Raw genomic sequence first — 17926 nt, 5'->3', positions numbered from 1 at the left:
AGCCCCCCCATGCCCCCCATCGACCCGGTTCGTCTGACTGCCGAGCTGATCCGCTGCCCCTCGGTCACCCCTGCAGAGGGCGGCGCCTTGCAGCTGCTAGAGGCGCTGCTGACCAAAGCAGGGTTTGCATGCACCCGCGTTGATCGTGGCGGTATCGCCAATCTCTTTGCCCGCTGGGGCGACAAGGGCCATGCCCGCACCTTCGGCTTCAACGGTCATACCGATGTGGTGCCACTGGGGGATGAGGGGGCCTGGACCATGCCACCCTTTGGCGCCGAGGTAAAAGACGGGGTGATGTATGGCCGGGGGGCCACGGATATGAAATCCGGCGTTGCCACCTTTGCCGCTGCTGCAATCGATTTTGTCACCGACACCCCCCCCGACGGGGCGGTGATCCTGACCATCACCGGCGATGAGGAAGGTGATGCGATTGATGGCACCACGGCGCTGCTGGATTACATGGATCAGAGCGGCGAAGCGATGGATGTCTGCCTGGTCGGCGAACCCACCTGCCCCAATACCATGGGCGAGATGATCAAGATCGGCCGTCGCGGTTCTATGACCGCATGGTTCACTGTCACCGGAAAACAGGGGCATTCCGCCTATCCGCACAGGGCCAACAATCCGCTCAATGCCATGGCGCGGCTGATGGACCGGCTCGCCAGTCACGAGTTGGATCAGGGCACCGCGCATTTTGATGCCTCGACGCTAGCGGTTGTCACCATCGATACCGGCAATCCGGCGACCAATGTGATCCCGGCGCAAAGCAGCGCCACGGTGAATATCCGCTTCAACGACAGCCACTCCGGCGCTGGTCTCAGCGCCTGGCTGCAGGATGAGGTCGATAGGGTCACAGCAGAGTTCGGCGTCTCAGTGGAAATGAAGATCAAGATCTCCGGCGAAAGCTTCATCACGCCCCCCGGTGCCCTGTCGGATCTGGTCTCGGCGGCCGTGCAGGCCGAAACCGGCCTCACGCCAGAGCTGTCCACGACCGGCGGCACCTCGGATGCGCGCTTTGTCAAACACCACTGCCCTGTCGTGGAGTTTGGTCTGGTCGGCAAGACCATGCATCAGGTGGACGAATGCGTGCCGGTTGAGCAAATCACACAGCTGAAATCGATTTATGGCCGCATCCTGAAAGACTACTTTGCATGAGCATCGAGATCACCGTTACCCAGGATCACGCCACCTGCTTTGCCCTGCGCCATACCGTTTTTGTCGAGGAGCAGGGCGTTCCCATTGCGGAAGAACAGGATGCACAGGACGCCAGCGCTACTCATGTTCTGGCCATGGATTCCGCCCGCCCTGTAGGAGCCGCCCGCATTCTGTTTCAGGATGAAGTGGCCAAGGTGGGCCGGGTCTGCGTGTTGAAAGAGGCCCGTGGTACGGGTTTGGGCGCTGATATCATCCGCAAGGCTATCGAAATTGCTGGCAAAACGCCCGGCATCACCCGCGTCAAGCTTGGCGCCCAGATCCAGGCGCTGGGGTTTTATGAAAAGCTCGGCTTTCAGGCCTTTGGTCCTGTCTATGATGATGCGGGCATTGACCACCGCGACATGGTTCTGGAGCTGGTGTGACGCCTTTTCGCAGCAGAAAACCTGTCCTGATCATCATGGTGAAAGAACCGCGCCCCGGTCGGGTTAAAACCCGTCTGGGGCGCGGCATCGGCCGGATTGCTGCCACCTGGTGGTTTCGCCATCAAAGCGCCCGGCTGATCCGCCGCTTGCGCGATTCGCGCTGGCGGATTGTGCTGGCCGTGGCACCTGACCTGGCGGTGTCCTCCCGCGTCTGGCCCCATGATATTGCCCGCCACCCGCAGGGGCAGGGCGATCTGGGACAGCGGATGGCGCGGATGCTGCGCCGGGCCGGGGCGGCTCCTGGACGGGTCAACCAAGGGCCGGTCTGTCTGATTGGCGCGGATATTCCCGGCGTGACCCGCGCCCATATCGCCCGCGCCTTTGCCGCGCTTGGGTGCCATGATGCGGTCTTTGGTCCGGCCTGTGATGGTGGTTATTGGCTGGTAGGCTGCAAACACCCCAGAACCCTGCCCCATGGTTTGTTTCGCAATGTGCGCTGGTCCAGCGAACATGCGCTGGCAGATACCCTGCGTAGCCTGCCTGGGTTTCGCATCGCCCTGACGGATACCCTGCGTGACGTGGATACTGCCGCTGACCTGCCCGCCCGCTAGTGTTCCGCCGATAGCCGGGTTGCATCGGCCGCAGTGCTTTTGATCATGACCTCTCTGCCCAGCCATGCTAGGCGGGGTATATGACCCGTATTCCCTCCAAGGCAGAGATCCTCGATTGGATCAGCGCCCACCCGACCCAGACATCAAAGCGTGACATTGCCAAGGCTTTTGGCATCAAGGGCGCCGACCGGATTGACCTCAAGCGCCTGCTCAAGGAGCTGGAGGCCGAAGGGCATCTGCAAAAGCGCAACAAGACCTATCGCGACCCGGAACAATTGCCCCCGGTCACGGTGCTGCTGGTCAAGGCGCCGGATGAAAACGGCGATCTCTATGCCCAGCCCTTGGAGTGGCACGGCGAGGGGATTGAACCCATCGTTCTGGTGGTAACCACGCCTGCAGGTCCCGCCCTGGGCCAGGGCGACCGTATTCTGGCGCGCCTCAGCAAGGTCGAAGGCTCGGATCATCACTACGAGGCCCGCATCATTCGCCGTATCGGCGTCAATCCCAAACGGGTTATCGGCATCTTCCGCAAGGGCGCCGAGGGTGGCCGCATCGTGCCGATTGAAAAATCCTCCTCCAATGAATGGACCGTAGCCGAGGACGCCATGCAGGGCGCCAAGGATGGCGAGCTGGTCGAGGCGGAACAGGCCGGTCCCAAGGGCCGCATGGGCCTGCCCCGCGCCCGAGTCATCAACCGGCTTGGTGACCCTTCCGCGCCCAAGGCCGTGTCGCTGATTGCCATCCACCAACACGGTATTCCCGATGATTTCCCCAGTGCCGTGGTGGAAGAGGCAGACGCCGCCAAACCCATGGGACTGAAGGGCCGTGAAGATCTGCGTGACATGCCGCTGATCACCATCGACCCGGCAGATGCCCGCGACCACGATGATGCCTGCTACGCCGAGGCTGATACAGATCCGCAAAACCCCGGCGGCCATATCATCTGGGTCGCCATCGCTGATGTTGCCGCCTATGTCACCACCGGATCCGAGCTGGACCGAGAGGCCCGCAAACGCGGCAATTCCTCTTACTTTCCGGATCGGGTGGTGCCGATGCTGCCAGACCGTTTGTCCGGCGATCTGTGCTCCCTGCACGAGGGCGTGCCCCGCCCCTGTCTGGCGGTCCGCATGCAGGTCGACGCCGAGGGCAACAAGCTCTCTCATCGCTTTGTACGTGGCTTGATGCGCTCGCAAGCCTCGCTGCATTACGCCGAAGTTCAGGACGCCATGGATGGCCAGGTGGGCGAGCGCACCGAAGCCTTCCTGGAGCCGGTAATCAAGCCGCTTTATGCTGCCTACAACGCGTTGAAAAAGGCCCGCGCCAGACGTGAGCCGCTGGATCTGGATCTGCCCGAGCGCAAGATCGTACTAAGCGACAGTGGCCAGGTGACCTCCGTGGCCTTCCGCGACCGGCTGGATGCGCATAAGCTGATCGAGGAATTCATGATCCTCGCCAATGTCGCCGCCGCCGAGACCCTGATCAAAAAGCGCTCGCCGCTGCTGTTTCGGGTCCACGAAGAACCCGCGCCTGAGAAACTGGAATCCCTGCGCGAAACCGCCATGGCGGCAGGCTTTCCGCTGGCAAAGGGGCAGGTCTTGCAGACCAAGCACCTCAATGCCTTGCTCAATGGGGCGGCGGGCACCGATGATGCGGAACTGATCAATATCTCCACACTGCGCTCGATGCAGCAGGCCTATTACACGCCGGAGAACTTTGGCCATTTTGGTCTCGCCCTGCGCAACTACGCGCATTTCACCTCCCCCATTCGCCGCTATGCTGACCTCATCGTGCACCGCTCTCTGGTCTCGGCCCATGGTTGGGGCGACGACGGGCTGCAAGAAGCAGAAATCGACCGGCTGGAAGAGACCGCCACCCATATCTCGGAGACCGAGCGCCGCTCGATGATCGCGGAGCGCGACACCACGGATCGTTATCTGGCCTCTTATCTGTCGGAACGGGTGGGCAATGAATTTGCCGGCCGCATCAGTGGAATCGCCCGTTTTGGTGCCTTTGTGAAAATGGACGAGACCGGTGCCGATGGTCTGGTGCCCGTGCGCAGCATTGGCCGCGAGTTCTTCCATTTTGACTCCGAGGCCGGGACCCTGATGGGGGCGGATAGCGGGCTGATCATTTCAATCGGCCAGCGGGTCACCGTGCGCCTGACCCAGGCCGCGCCAGTGACCGGCGGGCTGGAGCTGGAACTTTTGTCCATCGAGGACGAAGGCCTGCCCAAGGGCGGATTTGGGGCTGGGCGAGGCGGCGGGAGACGCAGCCCTGCCGGGCACACGGCCAAGCGCAAGAAAAACCGCGCCAAGCACAAATCCGCCAAGGTCAAACGCAAGGTGGAGCGCAAGCGGCGCAACTGATCGCTCCGCCTACCCCCTGCCCCTGTTCAACTGCGGGGCAGGAGAGGCTAGTCTGCAGATCAGGGCAACGGAACCGCATCCTCAAAGACCCGGTCGATATAGCGGCCTAGAACCGCGTCGCCTGCAACCCGGTCCACGGTAGGGGTTTGCACCATGGTTGAGCGCAACGCCTGCAGCATTGAGGCCACAGAGAAATCGGCGCTGGTCACCTGCTCCCCCATCAGAAACGAGCTACCCTGCAGCAGCACCGATAGGGATCGCAGCTGAATATCCAGCCGCTCGAACCGCTCGCTGTCACTGAACCGCCCCACGCCGTGAAACTGCAGCCCCTGATGCACCGACCGGCGGATGGCGCTGGTCACGGGGCGGCGGATAAGGGCTGGGATCTCGTTGAAGTAATTGTCGCGGATGGTGGGCCAGACCATGTCATTGTCCCAGCGATCCCGCACCACATGGAAATAGAGCGAATCCTCGGCCATGCGCACCAGCATCTGCGCCTGGGCCTTTTCGCGTGGTGACAGGCCGGGATCAAAATCGGTGCCTTCGGCCTCCAGAAATTTGCGGATATTGGCACTGTCTGCAATCAGCCGCCGGGTGGTGCGCAACACGGGTAGTTTACGATGCGGCATCTTGCGCGGGTCGTTCAGGTCTTCGCGTTTCCAGGTCTTTTGCGCATAGCTCAGCAGCAGCGCTGCCTTCACGCAAAAGGGGCTGAGGCTAAAAACAGTGTCGTTGCGCGGGTAGGTGAGGAGGGTCAGCATGGGTCTGTCCTTGGTTGTTTGTACCTGCCCCTGACTACGACGACCTAATGACAGTTTCTGTCATTAGAGGTAGAGAGGATAGGTCATGTCCAGAACCCACCGTCTTTTCCAACTGATGCAGGCCTTCCGTCAGGGAGCAGGCCCCAAAACAGCCACCTCGCTGGGGCGTGAGCTGGGTGTCTCTGCCCGCAGCATTCACCGCGACATCGCCACTTTGCGCGAAATGGGTGCTATTATTGATGGCGAGGCCGGCTATGGCTTTACCCTTGTCGAGGACAACGCCCTGCCGCCGATGGGGTTTCGCGACACTGAGCTGGAGGCGCTGGTATTAGGGCTGCGCGAGGTGCAGCAGATTGGTGACCCGGATTTGGCAAAGGCCGCCGGGGAGGCGCTGCGCAAATTGCAGGGACGCCTGCCACCACGGCAATCCCACCGGCTGCGCCATGCGGTGCTGGCGGCGCATCGGTTTCAACGCCCCGCAGCGCCTGCCATCGAAATGTCAGCTCTGCGGCAGGCTACCTGGGACGAGGTCGAGGTACGTTTTGCCTATGTCGATGCCAATGGCGCCCCCACGCAGCGGCAGGTGCGGCCGCTCGGGCTGGTCTATTTTGACCAATCCACGGTGCTGGTCGCCTGGTGCGTGATGCGGCAGGATTTCCGGGTCTTTCGCCTCGACCGGATGGCGGATTTTGCCGTCAGCGATGTGAGCTTTCGGCCCAACCGGGTGCCGCTGTTGCGTCAGGCACTAGACCACCTGGAGGCGCAGCGCAGCGCTGCATCCATACCCGCAAGGCAAGATGCAAAAAGGCCCCAGAGTTGAACTCTGGGGCCTTTCTTTTTCTGCAATACTAGCAGGCTTAGCTGGGGCTCATGCCACGCAGACGTTCCGAACGACGGCGCAGCATCTCGACGGTTGCCAGCAGGGCGATAGAGATCGCCACCAGGATCGTTGCCACCGCCAGAATGGTGGGCGAGATCTGTTCGCGCAAACCAATGAACATCTGCCAGGGCAGGGTCTTTTGACCGGCTGAGCCGACAAAGAGCACCACCACAACCTCATCAAACGACGTGATAAAGGCAAACAGACCACCGGAGATCACGCCGGGCAGGATCAGGGGCATCTGGATACGGAAGAAGGTTGTCACCGGATCCGCCCCCATGTTCGCCGCCGCTCGGGTCAACGAGCGGTCAAAGCCCACCAGCGTCGCCGTTACAGTGATGATCACAAAAGGAATACCCAGCGCTGCATGGGCCAGAACCACACCGATATATGTCCCCTGCAGACCAATACGGCTGTAGAAGAAATACATGCCCGCCGCCGAGATGATCAGCGGCACGATCATAGGCGAGATCAGGATCGCCATGATGGCGCGCCGGAACGGCACATGGGGCTGGCTGAGGCCAATCGCCGCCAGAGTTCCGAAGGTCACAGAGACAATCGTTGCCATCGGGGCGATCTTTAGCGAGTTCCACATGGCGCTTTGCCAGGAGTCATTGCTGAAGAAGTCGCGGTAGTGTTTCAGCGAAAACCCTTCCGGATCCAGCCGTAGCATTTCCGGTGTGAAGGTGAAGAAGTCCTGGGAGTTAAAGCTCAGCGGAATGATCACCACGATCGGAGCAATCAGGAAGAAGAAGATCAACCCGCAGATCACTCGGAAAGAATAGTACCAGGCCCGCTGACCGGTGGTCGCATATGGAGGAAGTGCACTCATTGTCGGTTACCCCAGCTTCACGTTGTCGATGCCGACAATTTTGTCATAGACCCAGTAGAGCACCAGCACCACCGCGAGAAGGATCGCACCCAGTGCAGCACCCAGACCCCAGTTGCCCGATGTCGAGATGTGATAGGCAATCAGGTTGGAGATAAAGGTCCCCTTGGTACCGCCCACCAGGGCCGGTGTGATGTAGTAGCCAACCGCCAAAATGAACACGAGGATCGAGCCCGCGCCAATACCAGGCACCGACTGTGGGAAATAGACCCGCCAGAAGGCCGTCCAGTTGGTGGCGCCCAGCGATTTCGCCGCCCGCAGATAGGTGGGCTGGATGGTCTGCATCACCGAATACATCGGCAGGATCATAAAGGGCAGCAGGATATGGGTCATCGCAATGATGGTGCCCAACTCGTTGTTGATCAGCACCAGCCGGTCATCATCGCTGACAAGACCTATCCAAACCAGCACGTCATTGATGACGCCTTGTTGCTGCAGGAGAATTTTCCAGGATGAGGTCCGTACCAACAGCGAGGTCCAGAAGGGCAGGAGCACCAGGATCAGCAGCATATTGGCCGACCGCGTGGTGATATTGGCCAACAACCAGGCCACCGGATAGCCCAGCATGATACAGCTGAAGGTGATGATCAGCGACATCCGCATGGTCCGGATCAGCATGGTGTTGTAGATACGTTCGTTTTCGGGGCGCACCTCGATACCATCGGCGCCCAGCTTCATGTCCACTGCATTGAGGAAATACCCCATGGTGCGGGTGCCGGAATAGGTCTTGATGGTGCGCCACAGCTCAAGATCGGCCCAGCCATCGTTGAGTTCGATCAGCCGTTCCTTGTAGGGGCCTTCGTTTTCCACATCCCACTTGCGGATCTTGCGGCCGGATTTCCGAAACACCGAGGACAGGCCCGGGTTTTCATAGTTCAGACGCTTGGCCACTTTGGTGTGAACCTTGATTTCGGCAGCAGCCTTCAGATCCACTGCCAGGGCAGCAAAGACGGCTTCGTCTGGCAATTCCGACGAGGTCGGGTCCCAGGTTTCCAGAGCGGCAACCGTCCTGGGCAGAACATCCTGAACAATGCGGTTATCTACCGACCGGAACAGCATATCGCCAACAGGCAGGATGAAAGTCACAAGAATAAACAAGAGCAGCGGTGCAATAAGCATCAAAGCCCTGAGCTTCTGCATCCGCAGTGCCTTGGCGAGGCTACGCTTTAGCGGCGTGCCATCAGCGGCCAGCACTGGGCCGTTTTGGGTGGTATCACTCATGGTGGGGGTCCCCGTCGGGTCGTTTTTTGGTGGAGAAAGGGCCCTGGCATTGGGGCCGGGCCCTTTCCCGTTGTCACAACGAGGTCAGATTACTTAACCAACCAGGCCTGGAATTTTGCGTCCAGATCATCGCGGTTGTCTGCCCACCACTCATAGTCATAGGTGTGCACGTTACCGGCGTTGGCAGGATCGGTTGGCATATGGGGTGCCATTTCGATGCCAAGCTCGGCGTGCTTACCAACCAGCGGTGCCGAGGAGGCACGTGCAGGACCGTAGGAGATATAGGCCGCCTGATCAGCCAGACGCTGAGTGTCGGTTGCGAACTTCAGGAAGTCCATTGCGCGGGCTTTACGCTCCGCAGGCAGACCGGCAGGAATGATCCAACCGTCGAGGTCAAAGGACTGCATGTCCCAGAGCATACCAATTGGCTGGTTCTGCTCGGCAATGGCCGAGAACAGACGACCGTTGAAGGTCGAACCCATGACAACTTCGCCATCGGCCAGCAGCTGAGGTGTTTCCGCACCAGCAGACCACCAGACAACGCTGTCTTTGATGCTGTCGAGCTTGGCCAGAGCCTGCGCTACACCTTCGTCGGTGCCCAGAACGTCATAGATTTCGTCCTTGGCAACGCCGTCGCAGTACAGAGCCCATTCCATGTTGTCGATTGGACGCTTCTGCAGCGAACGCTTGCCTGGGAATTTTGCCAGGTCAAAGATGTCGCAGACAGAGGTCGGTGCTTCGGCGCCAACCAGGTCGGTGCGGTAGCCAAATGTGGTCGAGTAAACGATCTGTGGGATGAAGCAGTCGGAAACCAGCAGGTCGCCAAAGTCTTCGGACGCCGGGGTGCCATCGGGGGCGGCGGCCAGATCTTCGTCGTGGTTGATTTCTTCGGCCAGGCCTTCGTCGCACAGACGCATCGCGTCAGAGGCAACAACGTCAACCAGATCCCAGGTCACATTGCCGGCTTCGTTCATGGCGCGCAGCTTGGCAACAGCTTCAGCCGAGCTTTCATCCCAAACAGCTTTGACGCCGTCGTTAGCCGCCAGATAGGGCTGAACATAGGCTTTGTCCTGGCTGGCCTGGTAGGAACCGCCCCAGGAAACCAGAGTCATTTCATTGGCCATGTCCTCGGCAAAAGCCGCGGGCGCGACAAGCGCCGTGGTCATTGCCAATGCTGACAGTTTTGTCATCTTCATGAGAGATATCTCCTTGTTGAAAATCTTACGTTTCTTGCCCCCGATCATCCATGCCGGGGGTTATGCGCGACTGGACTTAGGCGTCCAGAGCGCGACAATCTTCGGGCAGCCAGCCGATCTCGATCTGCTGACCGGGCTGCAAGCGGACCTGATCGGGCGCGTTCCGGGTTTTGATGACAAACTCATCATTGCCGGCCACCCGCAAACGGGTGCGGAAAATGTCACCCATATAGATGAACTCCAGCACTTCGGCCTTCAGGGTATGGGCGCCCTCGCTCAGACGGTCCTTGTTGTATTCAACGCGCTCAGGGCGGATCGAAACACGGGTCCGCTCACCAGGTTTGCTGACATTGACCGGCTTACAATCGATCAGCTCGCCATCATCCAGCTGCACCAGGGCAACGCCGTTGTTGATCTCTTTGACCACACCTTCGAGTGTGTTGTTCTCGCCGATGAACTGAGCAACAAAGCTGTTCTGTGGCTCTTCGTACAGCTTATCTGGCGGCGCCAGCTGCTGAATGCGGCCATCTTCAAACACCGCAACCCGATCCGACATGGTCAGGGCTTCGGTCTGGTCATGGGTCACATAGACCACGGTGATGCCCAGACGATGCGCCAGATGGGTGATTTCGAACTGCATCTTTTCCCGCAGCTGTTTGTCCAGCGCGCCAAGCGGTTCATCCATCAGAACCAGTTCAGGTTCAAAAACCAGCGCCCGCGCCAGAGCGATTCGCTGCTGTTGACCACCCGAAAGCTGCGAGGGACGACGGCCGCCAAAGGCGCCCATTTCCACCATATCCAGGGCGCGCTTCACCTTTGCTTCGCGCTCGGACTTGCCCATCTTGCGGACTTCCAGCGGGAAAGAGAGGTTCTCGGCAATGGTCATATGCGGAAACAGAGCGTAGTTCTGAAACACCATGCCGATGCCGCGTTTGTGCGGCGGGATATTGTTGATCGAGGTGCCGCCAAGGCGAATATCGCCGTGGGTTGCGGTCTCGAAACCGGCCAACATCATCAAGCAGGTGGTTTTACCAGAACCCGAGGGGCCCAGCATGGTGAGGAACTCACCCTTGGGCATAATGAGGTTCAGATCTTTTACGACAAGGTTCTCACCGTCATAACTCTTCTGTACGCGTTCGAATTCCACGAACGCGTCATTATTAGACGCATCAGCCAAAGCAGGCTCCCCGTTATGTATAATCGGCAGATTGGTTCTGCGCTTCTATCGCGATGTAAGCATACCCATGGCGGGTGATGCAACCGCATCATCTGATTAGAGATATTAGACCAGCTTAGGCAGAAGAGATAGCTATTTTGAACTGACTGCGACGGCTTCTAGTAGTTTTGCGACAAGTTTGGGCTGTTTACGCTAACCCTAGGGAAGCCCATCGGGGCATTCTCCGATATCACCCCACAAACAGAACAGGGCCCCGCATCACCAAGGATACGGGACTCTGCCGCTTTTATTCCTGTCTGCCTCTGCGGAGCTCGAAGCCCCTGCAAAGGCAAGCGGCCCTGATCCGGCCAGCCCGTCCGGGCAACAGATCAAGCGCTGTGCAAGAGGTCCTGCTCCTGCAAAATGGCATAGCATTCATCCAACGAAGTCCGGGCGCGGGCGATCAGCACGTCGATCTCTGCGGGCGTGATCACCAGCGGTGGTGAGATGATCATCCGGTCGCCAACATGACGCATGATCAGATTATTGGCAAAGCAGCGCTCGCGGCAGATAAAGCCAACGGTGCCCGCATCCGAAGCAAATTCCGCCCGCGCCGCCTTGTTGGGAGTGAGAGCAATCGACCCCATCATGCCAACAATCCGCGCCTCGCCCACAAGGGGGTGATCCGCCAGGGATTCCCATTTTTCCTTCAGATAGGGCCCGGCGACATCCTGCACATGGCCAACGACGTTTTCCTCTTCGAGGATCCGCAAGTTTTCCAGCGCCACTGCCGAGGCAACGGGATGGCCGGAATAGGTATAGCCATGGTTAAACTCATCGCTCGCGATGTCTGCCGCAACCTCATCGCTGACAATTGAGCCACCAATCGGCGCGTAGCCTGAACTCAGCCCTTTGGCGATGGTCATGATATCGGGGCGAATGCCCATGGTTTCGCTGCCAAACCAATTGCCGGTACGACCAAAGCCACAGATGACCTCATCTGCGATCAGCAGGATCTCATATTTGTCGCAGATGCGCTGGATCTCTGGCCAGTAGGTGGCAGGCGGCACGATAACCCCGCCAGCGCCCTGCACAGGCTCGGCGATAAAGGCGGCAACGCGATCTTCGCCCAACTCCAGAATTGCAGCCTCCAGTTCCTGCGCCCGCGCCAGACCAAAATCATCCTCTGGGGTGTCGCCCCCCTCGGCCCACCAATGCGGCTGGTTGATGTGGTGAATATCCGGGATCGGCAAACCGCCCTGCTCGTGCATGGCGCTCATCCCGCCAAGCGAGCCACTGCCCACCGAAGAGCCGTGATAGGCGTTCTTGCGGCTGATGATGATGGATTTGCTCGGCTTCCCCTTCAGCGCCCAATAGTGCCGCACCATGCGGATGTTGGTGTCATTGGCCTCGGACCCGGAGCCGGCAAAGAACACATGGTTCAGATCGCCCGGCGCCAGTTCGGCAATCTTGGCCGCCAGAGCGATAGCCGGAACATGAGAGGTCTGGAAAAAGGTATTGTAGTAGGGCAGTTCGCGCATCTGGCGGGCGGCCACATCTGCCAGCTCATCCCGGCCATAACCGATATTGACGCACCACAGCCCCGCCATGGCATCCAGGATTTCATTGCCGTCGCTGTCGGTCAAAGTCACCCCTGTAGCGCGGGTGATGATCCGGCTGCCCTTTTCGGCCAACTCACCATTGGCGGTAAAAGGGTGCATGTGGTGGGCGGCATCCAGCGCCTGCAATTCGGCCGTGGGCATGTGATTGGTGATCGCGTTCATCGGGCAGACTCCATCCAAATGAGATTGCCCCCAGAATATGATCAAATTTCGCCTTGTCAATCGAATCAGTTGGCCTTGCCCAGACCCTGACTCACCTGCTCCATGCCCTGTTCGACGTCTTTCTGCATCGCCAGGGCAGTTTTTTCCGGCTCCCCCCGCCGCATAGCCTCGATGATGTCTTTATGGCGGTCAGGAAAGCTCTGGGTTCCAAAGCGTCCGCAGACCACCCGCAGTGAGGGTCCAAAGCGCAGCCAGAGCCGATCTGCAAGGTCCGCCATGATGGGGGCATCGGCATGGGCATAGAGTTCGGAATGGAAGCTGTAGTTCTGCACCAGGTAGCCCGCAACGTCGCCGGTAGAAATCGCCTGATCCAGTGCTGTATCTATGACCTCTAGCCGGGCAATCTGCTCTGGGGTGATGCGTTTTGCAGCCCGGCGTGCAAGCTCGGACTCTATTGTTTTCCTTACAAAACCCAGCTCGTCAATGTCATCCGAGTTGAGCACCGGCACCGATACACGGCGGTTGCCCTGAAACATCAAAGCTCCGTCGGAAATCAGCCGGCGAATGGCCTCCCGCACCGGCGTCATTCCTGCGCCCAAGGACTCTGTCAGACCCTGAATGGTGACCGCCTGCCCCGGCGCTAACTCCCCAAAAAGGATCTGCCCCCGCAGCTTTTGATAGACGGTCTCATGGGCGGGCAATTTGGCTGCATCACCTGGGGCTGCCTTGGCTGCTGAATTGGTCACCGACACTTGGGGTTTTCCTCCTAAATTTTGGGCAGCTTGCACGAAGTTCTGCCCGGTGGAAACATAAACAGTATTGCCGAATGAGGCAAAACTTGATCAAATCTATCTCAGCCGGGCCAACACCGGTACCCACAGGGAGATTTCCATGACACTCAAAATGATGACAACAACCGCGATCATCGCCTTGCTTGGCTCTGCAGCCATGGCAGAAGAAGTGCGCGTCTACAACTGGTCCGACTATATTGACGAAGCCCTGCTGGCCAAGTTCGAAGCCGAAACCGGCATCAAACTGGTCTATGACGTCTTTGACAGCAACGAGCTTCTGGAAACCAAGATGCTGGCGGGCGGTTCTGGTTATGACGTGGTTGTGCCCACCGGCTCCTTTATGGCGCGCCAGATCCAGGCCGGTGCCTTCCAGAAGCTGGACAAAGACACGCTGTCCAACCTGCCCAATATGTGGGGCGCCATCGAAGAGCGCACCGCGCTGTATGATCCCGGCAACGAGTATTCGATCAACTACATGTGGGGCACCACCGGTCTGGGCACCAATACCGCCAAGGTCCAGGAAGTGCTGGGCGCAGATGCTCCGCTGGACTCGCTGGACCTGGTGTTCAACCCCGCCAATATGGAAAAGCTCGCCGCCTGTGGCGTCTATTTCCTCGACGCCCCGGATGAGATGATCCCGGCGGCGCTGAAATACATTGGCGAAGATCCCAACAGCATGGACCCCGATGTGATCGCCAAGGCAGAGCCCGTGTTGGCCGCCGTGCGCCCCTATATCAAGAAGTTCCACAGTTCTGAGTATATCAACGCGCTGGCAAACGGTGACATCTGCGTGGCCTTTGGTTGGTCCGGCGATGTGCTGCAGGCCCGCGACCGCGCTGCCGAAGCAGGCAATGGCATCACCATCGAATATAACGCCCCTAAAGAGGGCGCGCTGATGTGGTTTGACCAAATGGCCATTCCGGTTGACGCCCCCAACCCCGAAGGCGCCCATAAGTTCCTGAACTTCATCATGGAGGCCAACAACATGGCGGCGGCATCGAACTATGTGAACTACGCCAATGGCAATGAGGCCAGCCAGGAGTTCCTCTCGGAAGGCGTGATTGGCGATCCGGCGATCTACCCTAGCGCCGCAACCGTAGAGAACCTCTATATCAAAGAGGCCTATCCGACCAAGGTTCAGCGCCGCGCCACCCGCATGTGGACCAAGATCAAATCCGGCACCTGATATCAGGACTGCCCGATCCGGCGGGGCGCCCAGCGCGCCCTGCCAAAACCAATATGCACCAACACTCTGACGGCGCAGATCCCCTCTTGGGCGCTGCGTTCTTGGAACCTGCGGGGGACGCTGCTTGACCATTCCTGTTTTTGAACCCTGGAACGATCCTGAGGCCAAGCCCTTGATCCAATTCCAGAATGTCACCAAACGATTTGGCGATTTCACGGCGATCGATGATCTGACCATTGGCATCTATGAAAAAGAGTTCTTTGCGCTTCTGGGACCATCGGGCTGCGGCAAGACCACGATGATGCGGATGCTCGCCGGGTTTGAAACCCCCACCCAAGGCGCCATCTATCTGGCCGGGCAGGACATGGCGCCGGTGCCGCCGAACAAACGCGCCACCAATATGATGTTCCAGTCCTACGCGCTGTTTCCGCATCTCAGCATCTGGGAAAACATCGCCTTTGGTCTGAAACGCGAAGGTATGGCAAAACCGGATATCAACGACCGCGTTGACGAAATGCTGCGCCTCACCCGGCTGGAGCAATTTGCCAAGCGCAAGCCGCATCAGATTTCTGGCGGGCAACGCCAGCGGGTCGCGCTGGCGCGGTCACTCGCGAAACATCCCAAACTCCTGCTACTGGATGAACCGCTGGGGGCGCTGGACAAGAAGCTGCGCCAGGACACCCAGTTTGAACTGATGGATATTCAGGAAAAGACCGGCACCACCTTTGTCATCGTCACCCATGACCAGGAAGAGGCTATGACCGTCGCCAGCCGGGTTGCGGTGATGGATCACGGCAAGATCATCCAGGTCGCCACCCCGGACCGCATCTACGAGACGCCCAATTCGGTCTATGTCGCGGATTTCATCGGCGAGGTGAATATCATCGATGGCACGGCAAGCCCCAATGGCAAAGACAGCTACGCGGTAAGCTGGAAGGACGGCCAGGCGCCGCTCAACGTGAAATCGCCCAATGGGTTCTCCGAGGGGCAGAAATGCCACCTGGCCATCCGGCCGGAAAAAGTCACCATCTCTGCTGAGAAACCCGCAGATGTCGACAATGCGGTCGAGGGCAAGATCCTCGACATTGCCTATCTTGGCAATCTGTCGACCTACCATGTTGAACTGCCCTCGGGCGCGGTGATCAAGGCGCAAAGCGCCAATACCCGCCGTATCTCACGTCGTGCTTTCACTTGGGAAGACACTGTCTGGCTGTCCTGGACCGCCACGGCAGGCGTTCTCTTGGCGAGCTGATGCGCCGCTTTACCCTGATCGCCATCCCCTATGTCTGGCTATTGGCGCTGTTTCTGGTGCCCTTTGCCATCGTGCTGAAAATCTCGCTCTCGGATGTGGCGCTGGCCCGCCCGCCCTATGCGCCGCATTTTGACTGGGCCACCGGCATCTGGGCCTTCCTGGCAGAGCTGGATTTTGAAAACTTTGTCTGGCTGACCGAAGATGATCTCTATTGGAAGGCCTACCTCAGCTCGCTGAAGATCGCCTTTGTCTCCACTGTGCTGACCCTGCTGGTGGGCTACCCGATGGCCTATGCCATGGCGCGGGCCCCACAAGAGTGGCGCGCCACCCTGATGATGCTGGTGATCCTGCCCTTCTGGACCAGTTTTCTGATCCGAGTCTATGCCTGGATGGGGATCCTGTCGAACGAGGGTCTGCTGAACCAGTTCCTGATGTGGACCGGGGTGATTTCTGAACCGCTGGTCATCCTCAATACCAATACGGCCGTCTATATCGGCATCGTCTATACCTATCTGCCCTTCATGATTCTGCCGATCTATGCAGCGCTGGAACGGCTGGACGAATCCCTCATCGAAGCCGCCGAGGATCTGGGCTGTTCACGGTTCACCGCCTTTTGGCTGGTGACCATTCCTCTCTCCAAGGCCGGCATCATTGCCGGGTCATTCCTGGTCTTTATTCCGGTGTTGGGAGAATTTGTCATTCCCTCGCTGCTAGGCGGATCTGACACGCTGATGATCGGCAAGGTCCTGTGGGAAGAGTTCTTCTCCAACCGCGACTGGCCCGTGGCCTCGGCGGTGGCGGTGGTTCTCTTGCTGCTCCTGATCATTCCCATCGTGCTGTTCCAGCGCAATCAGCAAAAACAGCAGGAGGCCGACCAATGAAGCGCATGAGCTGGTTCAATACCGTTTCGCTGACGCTGGGCTTTGCCTTCCTCTATGTGCCGATGCTGATCCTGGTGATCTACAGTTTCAATGAGAGCAAACTGGTGACCGTCTGGGCCGGGTTCTCGACCAAATGGTACGGCACCCTGCTGCAGAACGAGGCCTTTCTGAACGCCGCCTGGGTGACGATCAAGGTCGCGGTGATGTCCTCGACCATTGCCACGGTGCTGGGCACCATGGCCGCCTATGTGCTGGTGCGCGGCGGGCGGTTCATGGGACGCACGCTGTTCTCCGGCATGATCTACGCGCCCTTGGTGATGCCCGAGGTAATCACAGGCTTGTCGCTTTTGCTCTTGTTCATCGGCATCGGTTTGGACCGCGGCGTGCTAACCATCGTGCTGGCCCATACCACCTTTTCCATGTGCTATGTCTCGGTAGTGGTGTCCTCGCGGCTAGTGACCTTTGATAAATCCCTGGAAGAGGCAGCGCTGGATCTGGGCTGCTCCCCGGCGCAGGCTTTTCGGCTGGTGACCCTGCCGATCATTGCCCCGGCGGTGATCTCGGGCTGGCTCTTGGCCTTTACCCTGTCGCTGGATGATCTGGTGATTGCCTCCTTCACCTCAGGGCCTGCAGCCACCACCCTGCCGATCAAGATCTATTCCGCCGTGCGCCTGGGAGTCTCCCCCGAAATCAACGCGCTGTCGACGCTGATGATCGCCATTGTCACCTTTGGCGTCATCGTCACCTCACTGATCAACAAACGGCAGATGGTGCGGCAGAAGCGGGACGAACAAACGGCAGAGCGCAGCTGATGCGGCGGATCTTTTCCGACTACGCCTATGGTCCCGGCCCCCGCGACAATTGCTGGTGGGACGAAACCATTGCCGCACCCATCTGGCCCGAACAGCGCGGAGAGGCGCAGGTGGATGTCACCGTCATAGGCGGCGGCTTTACCGGGTTGTCTGCTGCCCTGCATCTGGCCGAGGCGGGCGTCAGCGTTGCCGTGCTCGAAGCCGAAACCCCGGGCTGGGGCGCCTCAGGGCGCAATGGCGGGTTTTGCTGTCTGGGCGGCTCGAAACTCTCCACCAAGGCGATGCTGCGCAGATACGGCGAAGGGGCCACCCGGAGCTACGCTGAAGGCGAAGCCGCCGCCGTCGCCCTGGTGGCGGATCTGCTGAAAAAACACCAGATCGAGGCAGAGACCCATTCGCGCGGCGAGACTATGCTCGCCCATAGTCCGCGCGCCCTGGAGCAGATGAAACGCCAGGTGGATCACATCCGCTCCGCAAGTGTGGAGGTAGCGTTCCACAGCAAGGCAGAGCTCGCCTCGGTCGGGATGAACGGGGCGTTTTACGGCGCGCAAACCACTCCTGTG

Annotated in this window: 16 protein-coding genes and 1 pseudogene; 10 read left to right on the top strand and 7 right to left on the bottom strand. The window is 59.4% G+C overall.

Annotation, left to right across the window (positions count from 1 at the left end; translation table 11 throughout):
- The first annotated feature begins 9 nt into the window (after positions 1-9).
- From dapE to rnr, 4 genes are all read left to right on the top strand, one after another.
- Entirely contained in the window at positions 10-1155 is a 1146-nt protein-coding gene (dapE, locus tag ABJP42_RS02845; protein ID WP_348338382.1) for a succinyl-diaminopimelate desuccinylase, read from the top strand.
- The gene (locus ABJP42_RS02840; protein ID WP_348338381.1) at positions 1152-1577 is read left to right on the top strand and encodes a GNAT family N-acetyltransferase; all 426 of its coding nucleotides are present in this window, start codon (positions 1152-1154) and stop codon (positions 1575-1577) included. Before dapE ends, ABJP42_RS02840 begins: the two co-directional genes overlap by 4 nt.
- Before the next feature lie 35 nt (positions 1578-1612).
- A complete protein-coding gene (locus ABJP42_RS02835) occupies positions 1613-2188 on the top strand; it encodes a TIGR04282 family arsenosugar biosynthesis glycosyltransferase (RefSeq protein ID WP_348338380.1) in 576 nt (191 codons plus the stop codon).
- Positions 2189-2268: 80 nt separating this feature from the next.
- Complete coding sequence (gene rnr / locus ABJP42_RS02830) at positions 2269-4554, top strand: ribonuclease R (RefSeq protein ID WP_348338379.1); 2286 nt, start codon at positions 2269-2271, stop codon at positions 4552-4554.
- 59 nt (positions 4555-4613) lie between these two features.
- Here rnr and ABJP42_RS02825 read toward each other — a convergent pair whose 3' ends face one another.
- Positions 4614-5315: a glutathione S-transferase family protein gene (locus tag ABJP42_RS02825; protein WP_348338378.1), complete on the bottom strand. Its 702-nt coding sequence runs from the start codon at positions 5313-5315 to the stop codon at positions 4614-4616.
- An 85-nt stretch (positions 5316-5400) separates the two neighbouring features.
- On the opposite strand from ABJP42_RS02825, the gene ABJP42_RS02820 reads away from it, so the two are divergent.
- Positions 5401-6135, top strand: coding sequence for a helix-turn-helix transcriptional regulator (locus ABJP42_RS02820; protein WP_348338377.1), 735 nt, complete (start codon positions 5401-5403; stop codon positions 6133-6135).
- Between the two features lie 37 nt (positions 6136-6172).
- Here ABJP42_RS02820 and ABJP42_RS02815 read toward each other — a convergent pair.
- From ABJP42_RS02815 to ABJP42_RS02790, 6 genes and pseudogenes are all read right to left on the bottom strand, one after another.
- Positions 6173-7018: pseudogene (locus tag ABJP42_RS02815) on the bottom strand (ABC transporter permease); the annotation flags it as partial.
- A 15-nt stretch (positions 7019-7033) separates the two neighbouring features.
- Positions 7034-8305 (bottom strand): ABC transporter permease, encoded by a 1272-nt coding sequence (locus ABJP42_RS02810; RefSeq protein WP_348338376.1) that lies wholly within the window; start codon positions 8303-8305, stop codon positions 7034-7036.
- Between the two features lie 89 nt (positions 8306-8394).
- A complete protein-coding gene (locus tag ABJP42_RS02805; protein WP_348338375.1) occupies positions 8395-9501 on the bottom strand; it encodes an extracellular solute-binding protein in 1107 nt (368 codons plus the stop codon).
- A 76-nt stretch (positions 9502-9577) separates the two neighbouring features.
- The gene (locus ABJP42_RS02800; protein ID WP_348338374.1) at positions 9578-10678 is read right to left on the bottom strand and encodes an ABC transporter ATP-binding protein; all 1101 of its coding nucleotides are present in this window, start codon (positions 10676-10678) and stop codon (positions 9578-9580) included.
- Positions 10679-11046: 368 nt separating this feature from the next.
- The gene (locus ABJP42_RS02795) at positions 11047-12441 is read right to left on the bottom strand and encodes an aspartate aminotransferase family protein (RefSeq protein ID WP_348338373.1); all 1395 of its coding nucleotides are present in this window, start codon (positions 12439-12441) and stop codon (positions 11047-11049) included.
- Between the two features lie 65 nt (positions 12442-12506).
- A complete protein-coding gene (locus tag ABJP42_RS02790; protein ID WP_490363178.1) occupies positions 12507-13193 on the bottom strand; it encodes a GntR family transcriptional regulator in 687 nt (228 codons plus the stop codon).
- 139 nt (positions 13194-13332) lie between these two features.
- On the opposite strand from ABJP42_RS02790, the gene ABJP42_RS02785 reads away from it, so the two are divergent.
- The 5 genes from ABJP42_RS02785 to ABJP42_RS02765 form a co-directional block, all read left to right on the top strand.
- Positions 13333-14418 (top strand): polyamine ABC transporter substrate-binding protein, encoded by a 1086-nt coding sequence (locus ABJP42_RS02785; RefSeq protein WP_348338371.1) that lies wholly within the window; start codon positions 13333-13335, stop codon positions 14416-14418.
- A gap of 124 nt (positions 14419-14542) precedes the next feature.
- Positions 14543-15670, top strand: coding sequence for an ABC transporter ATP-binding protein (locus ABJP42_RS02780; protein ID WP_348338370.1), 1128 nt, complete (start codon positions 14543-14545; stop codon positions 15668-15670).
- Complete coding sequence (locus tag ABJP42_RS02775) at positions 15670-16551, top strand: ABC transporter permease subunit (RefSeq protein ID WP_348338369.1); 882 nt, start codon at positions 15670-15672, stop codon at positions 16549-16551. The genes ABJP42_RS02780 and ABJP42_RS02775 overlap by 1 nt, the downstream gene beginning before the upstream one ends.
- Complete coding sequence (locus tag ABJP42_RS02770) at positions 16548-17363, top strand: ABC transporter permease (RefSeq protein WP_348338368.1); 816 nt, start codon at positions 16548-16550, stop codon at positions 17361-17363. The genes ABJP42_RS02775 and ABJP42_RS02770 overlap by 4 nt, the downstream gene beginning before the upstream one ends.
- Positions 17363-17926: NAD(P)/FAD-dependent oxidoreductase (locus ABJP42_RS02765; RefSeq protein WP_348338367.1), on the top strand; the 564-nt coding region annotated here is incomplete at its 3' end. The genes ABJP42_RS02770 and ABJP42_RS02765, both read left to right, overlap by 1 nt.

The organism is Pseudophaeobacter sp. (assembly GCF_039971195.1).
GTDB lineage: Bacteria > Pseudomonadota > Alphaproteobacteria > Rhodobacterales > Rhodobacteraceae > Pseudophaeobacter.
The sequence above is the reverse complement of the archived record's forward strand: the minus strand, read 5'-3'. Positions and strand labels throughout refer to the sequence as shown.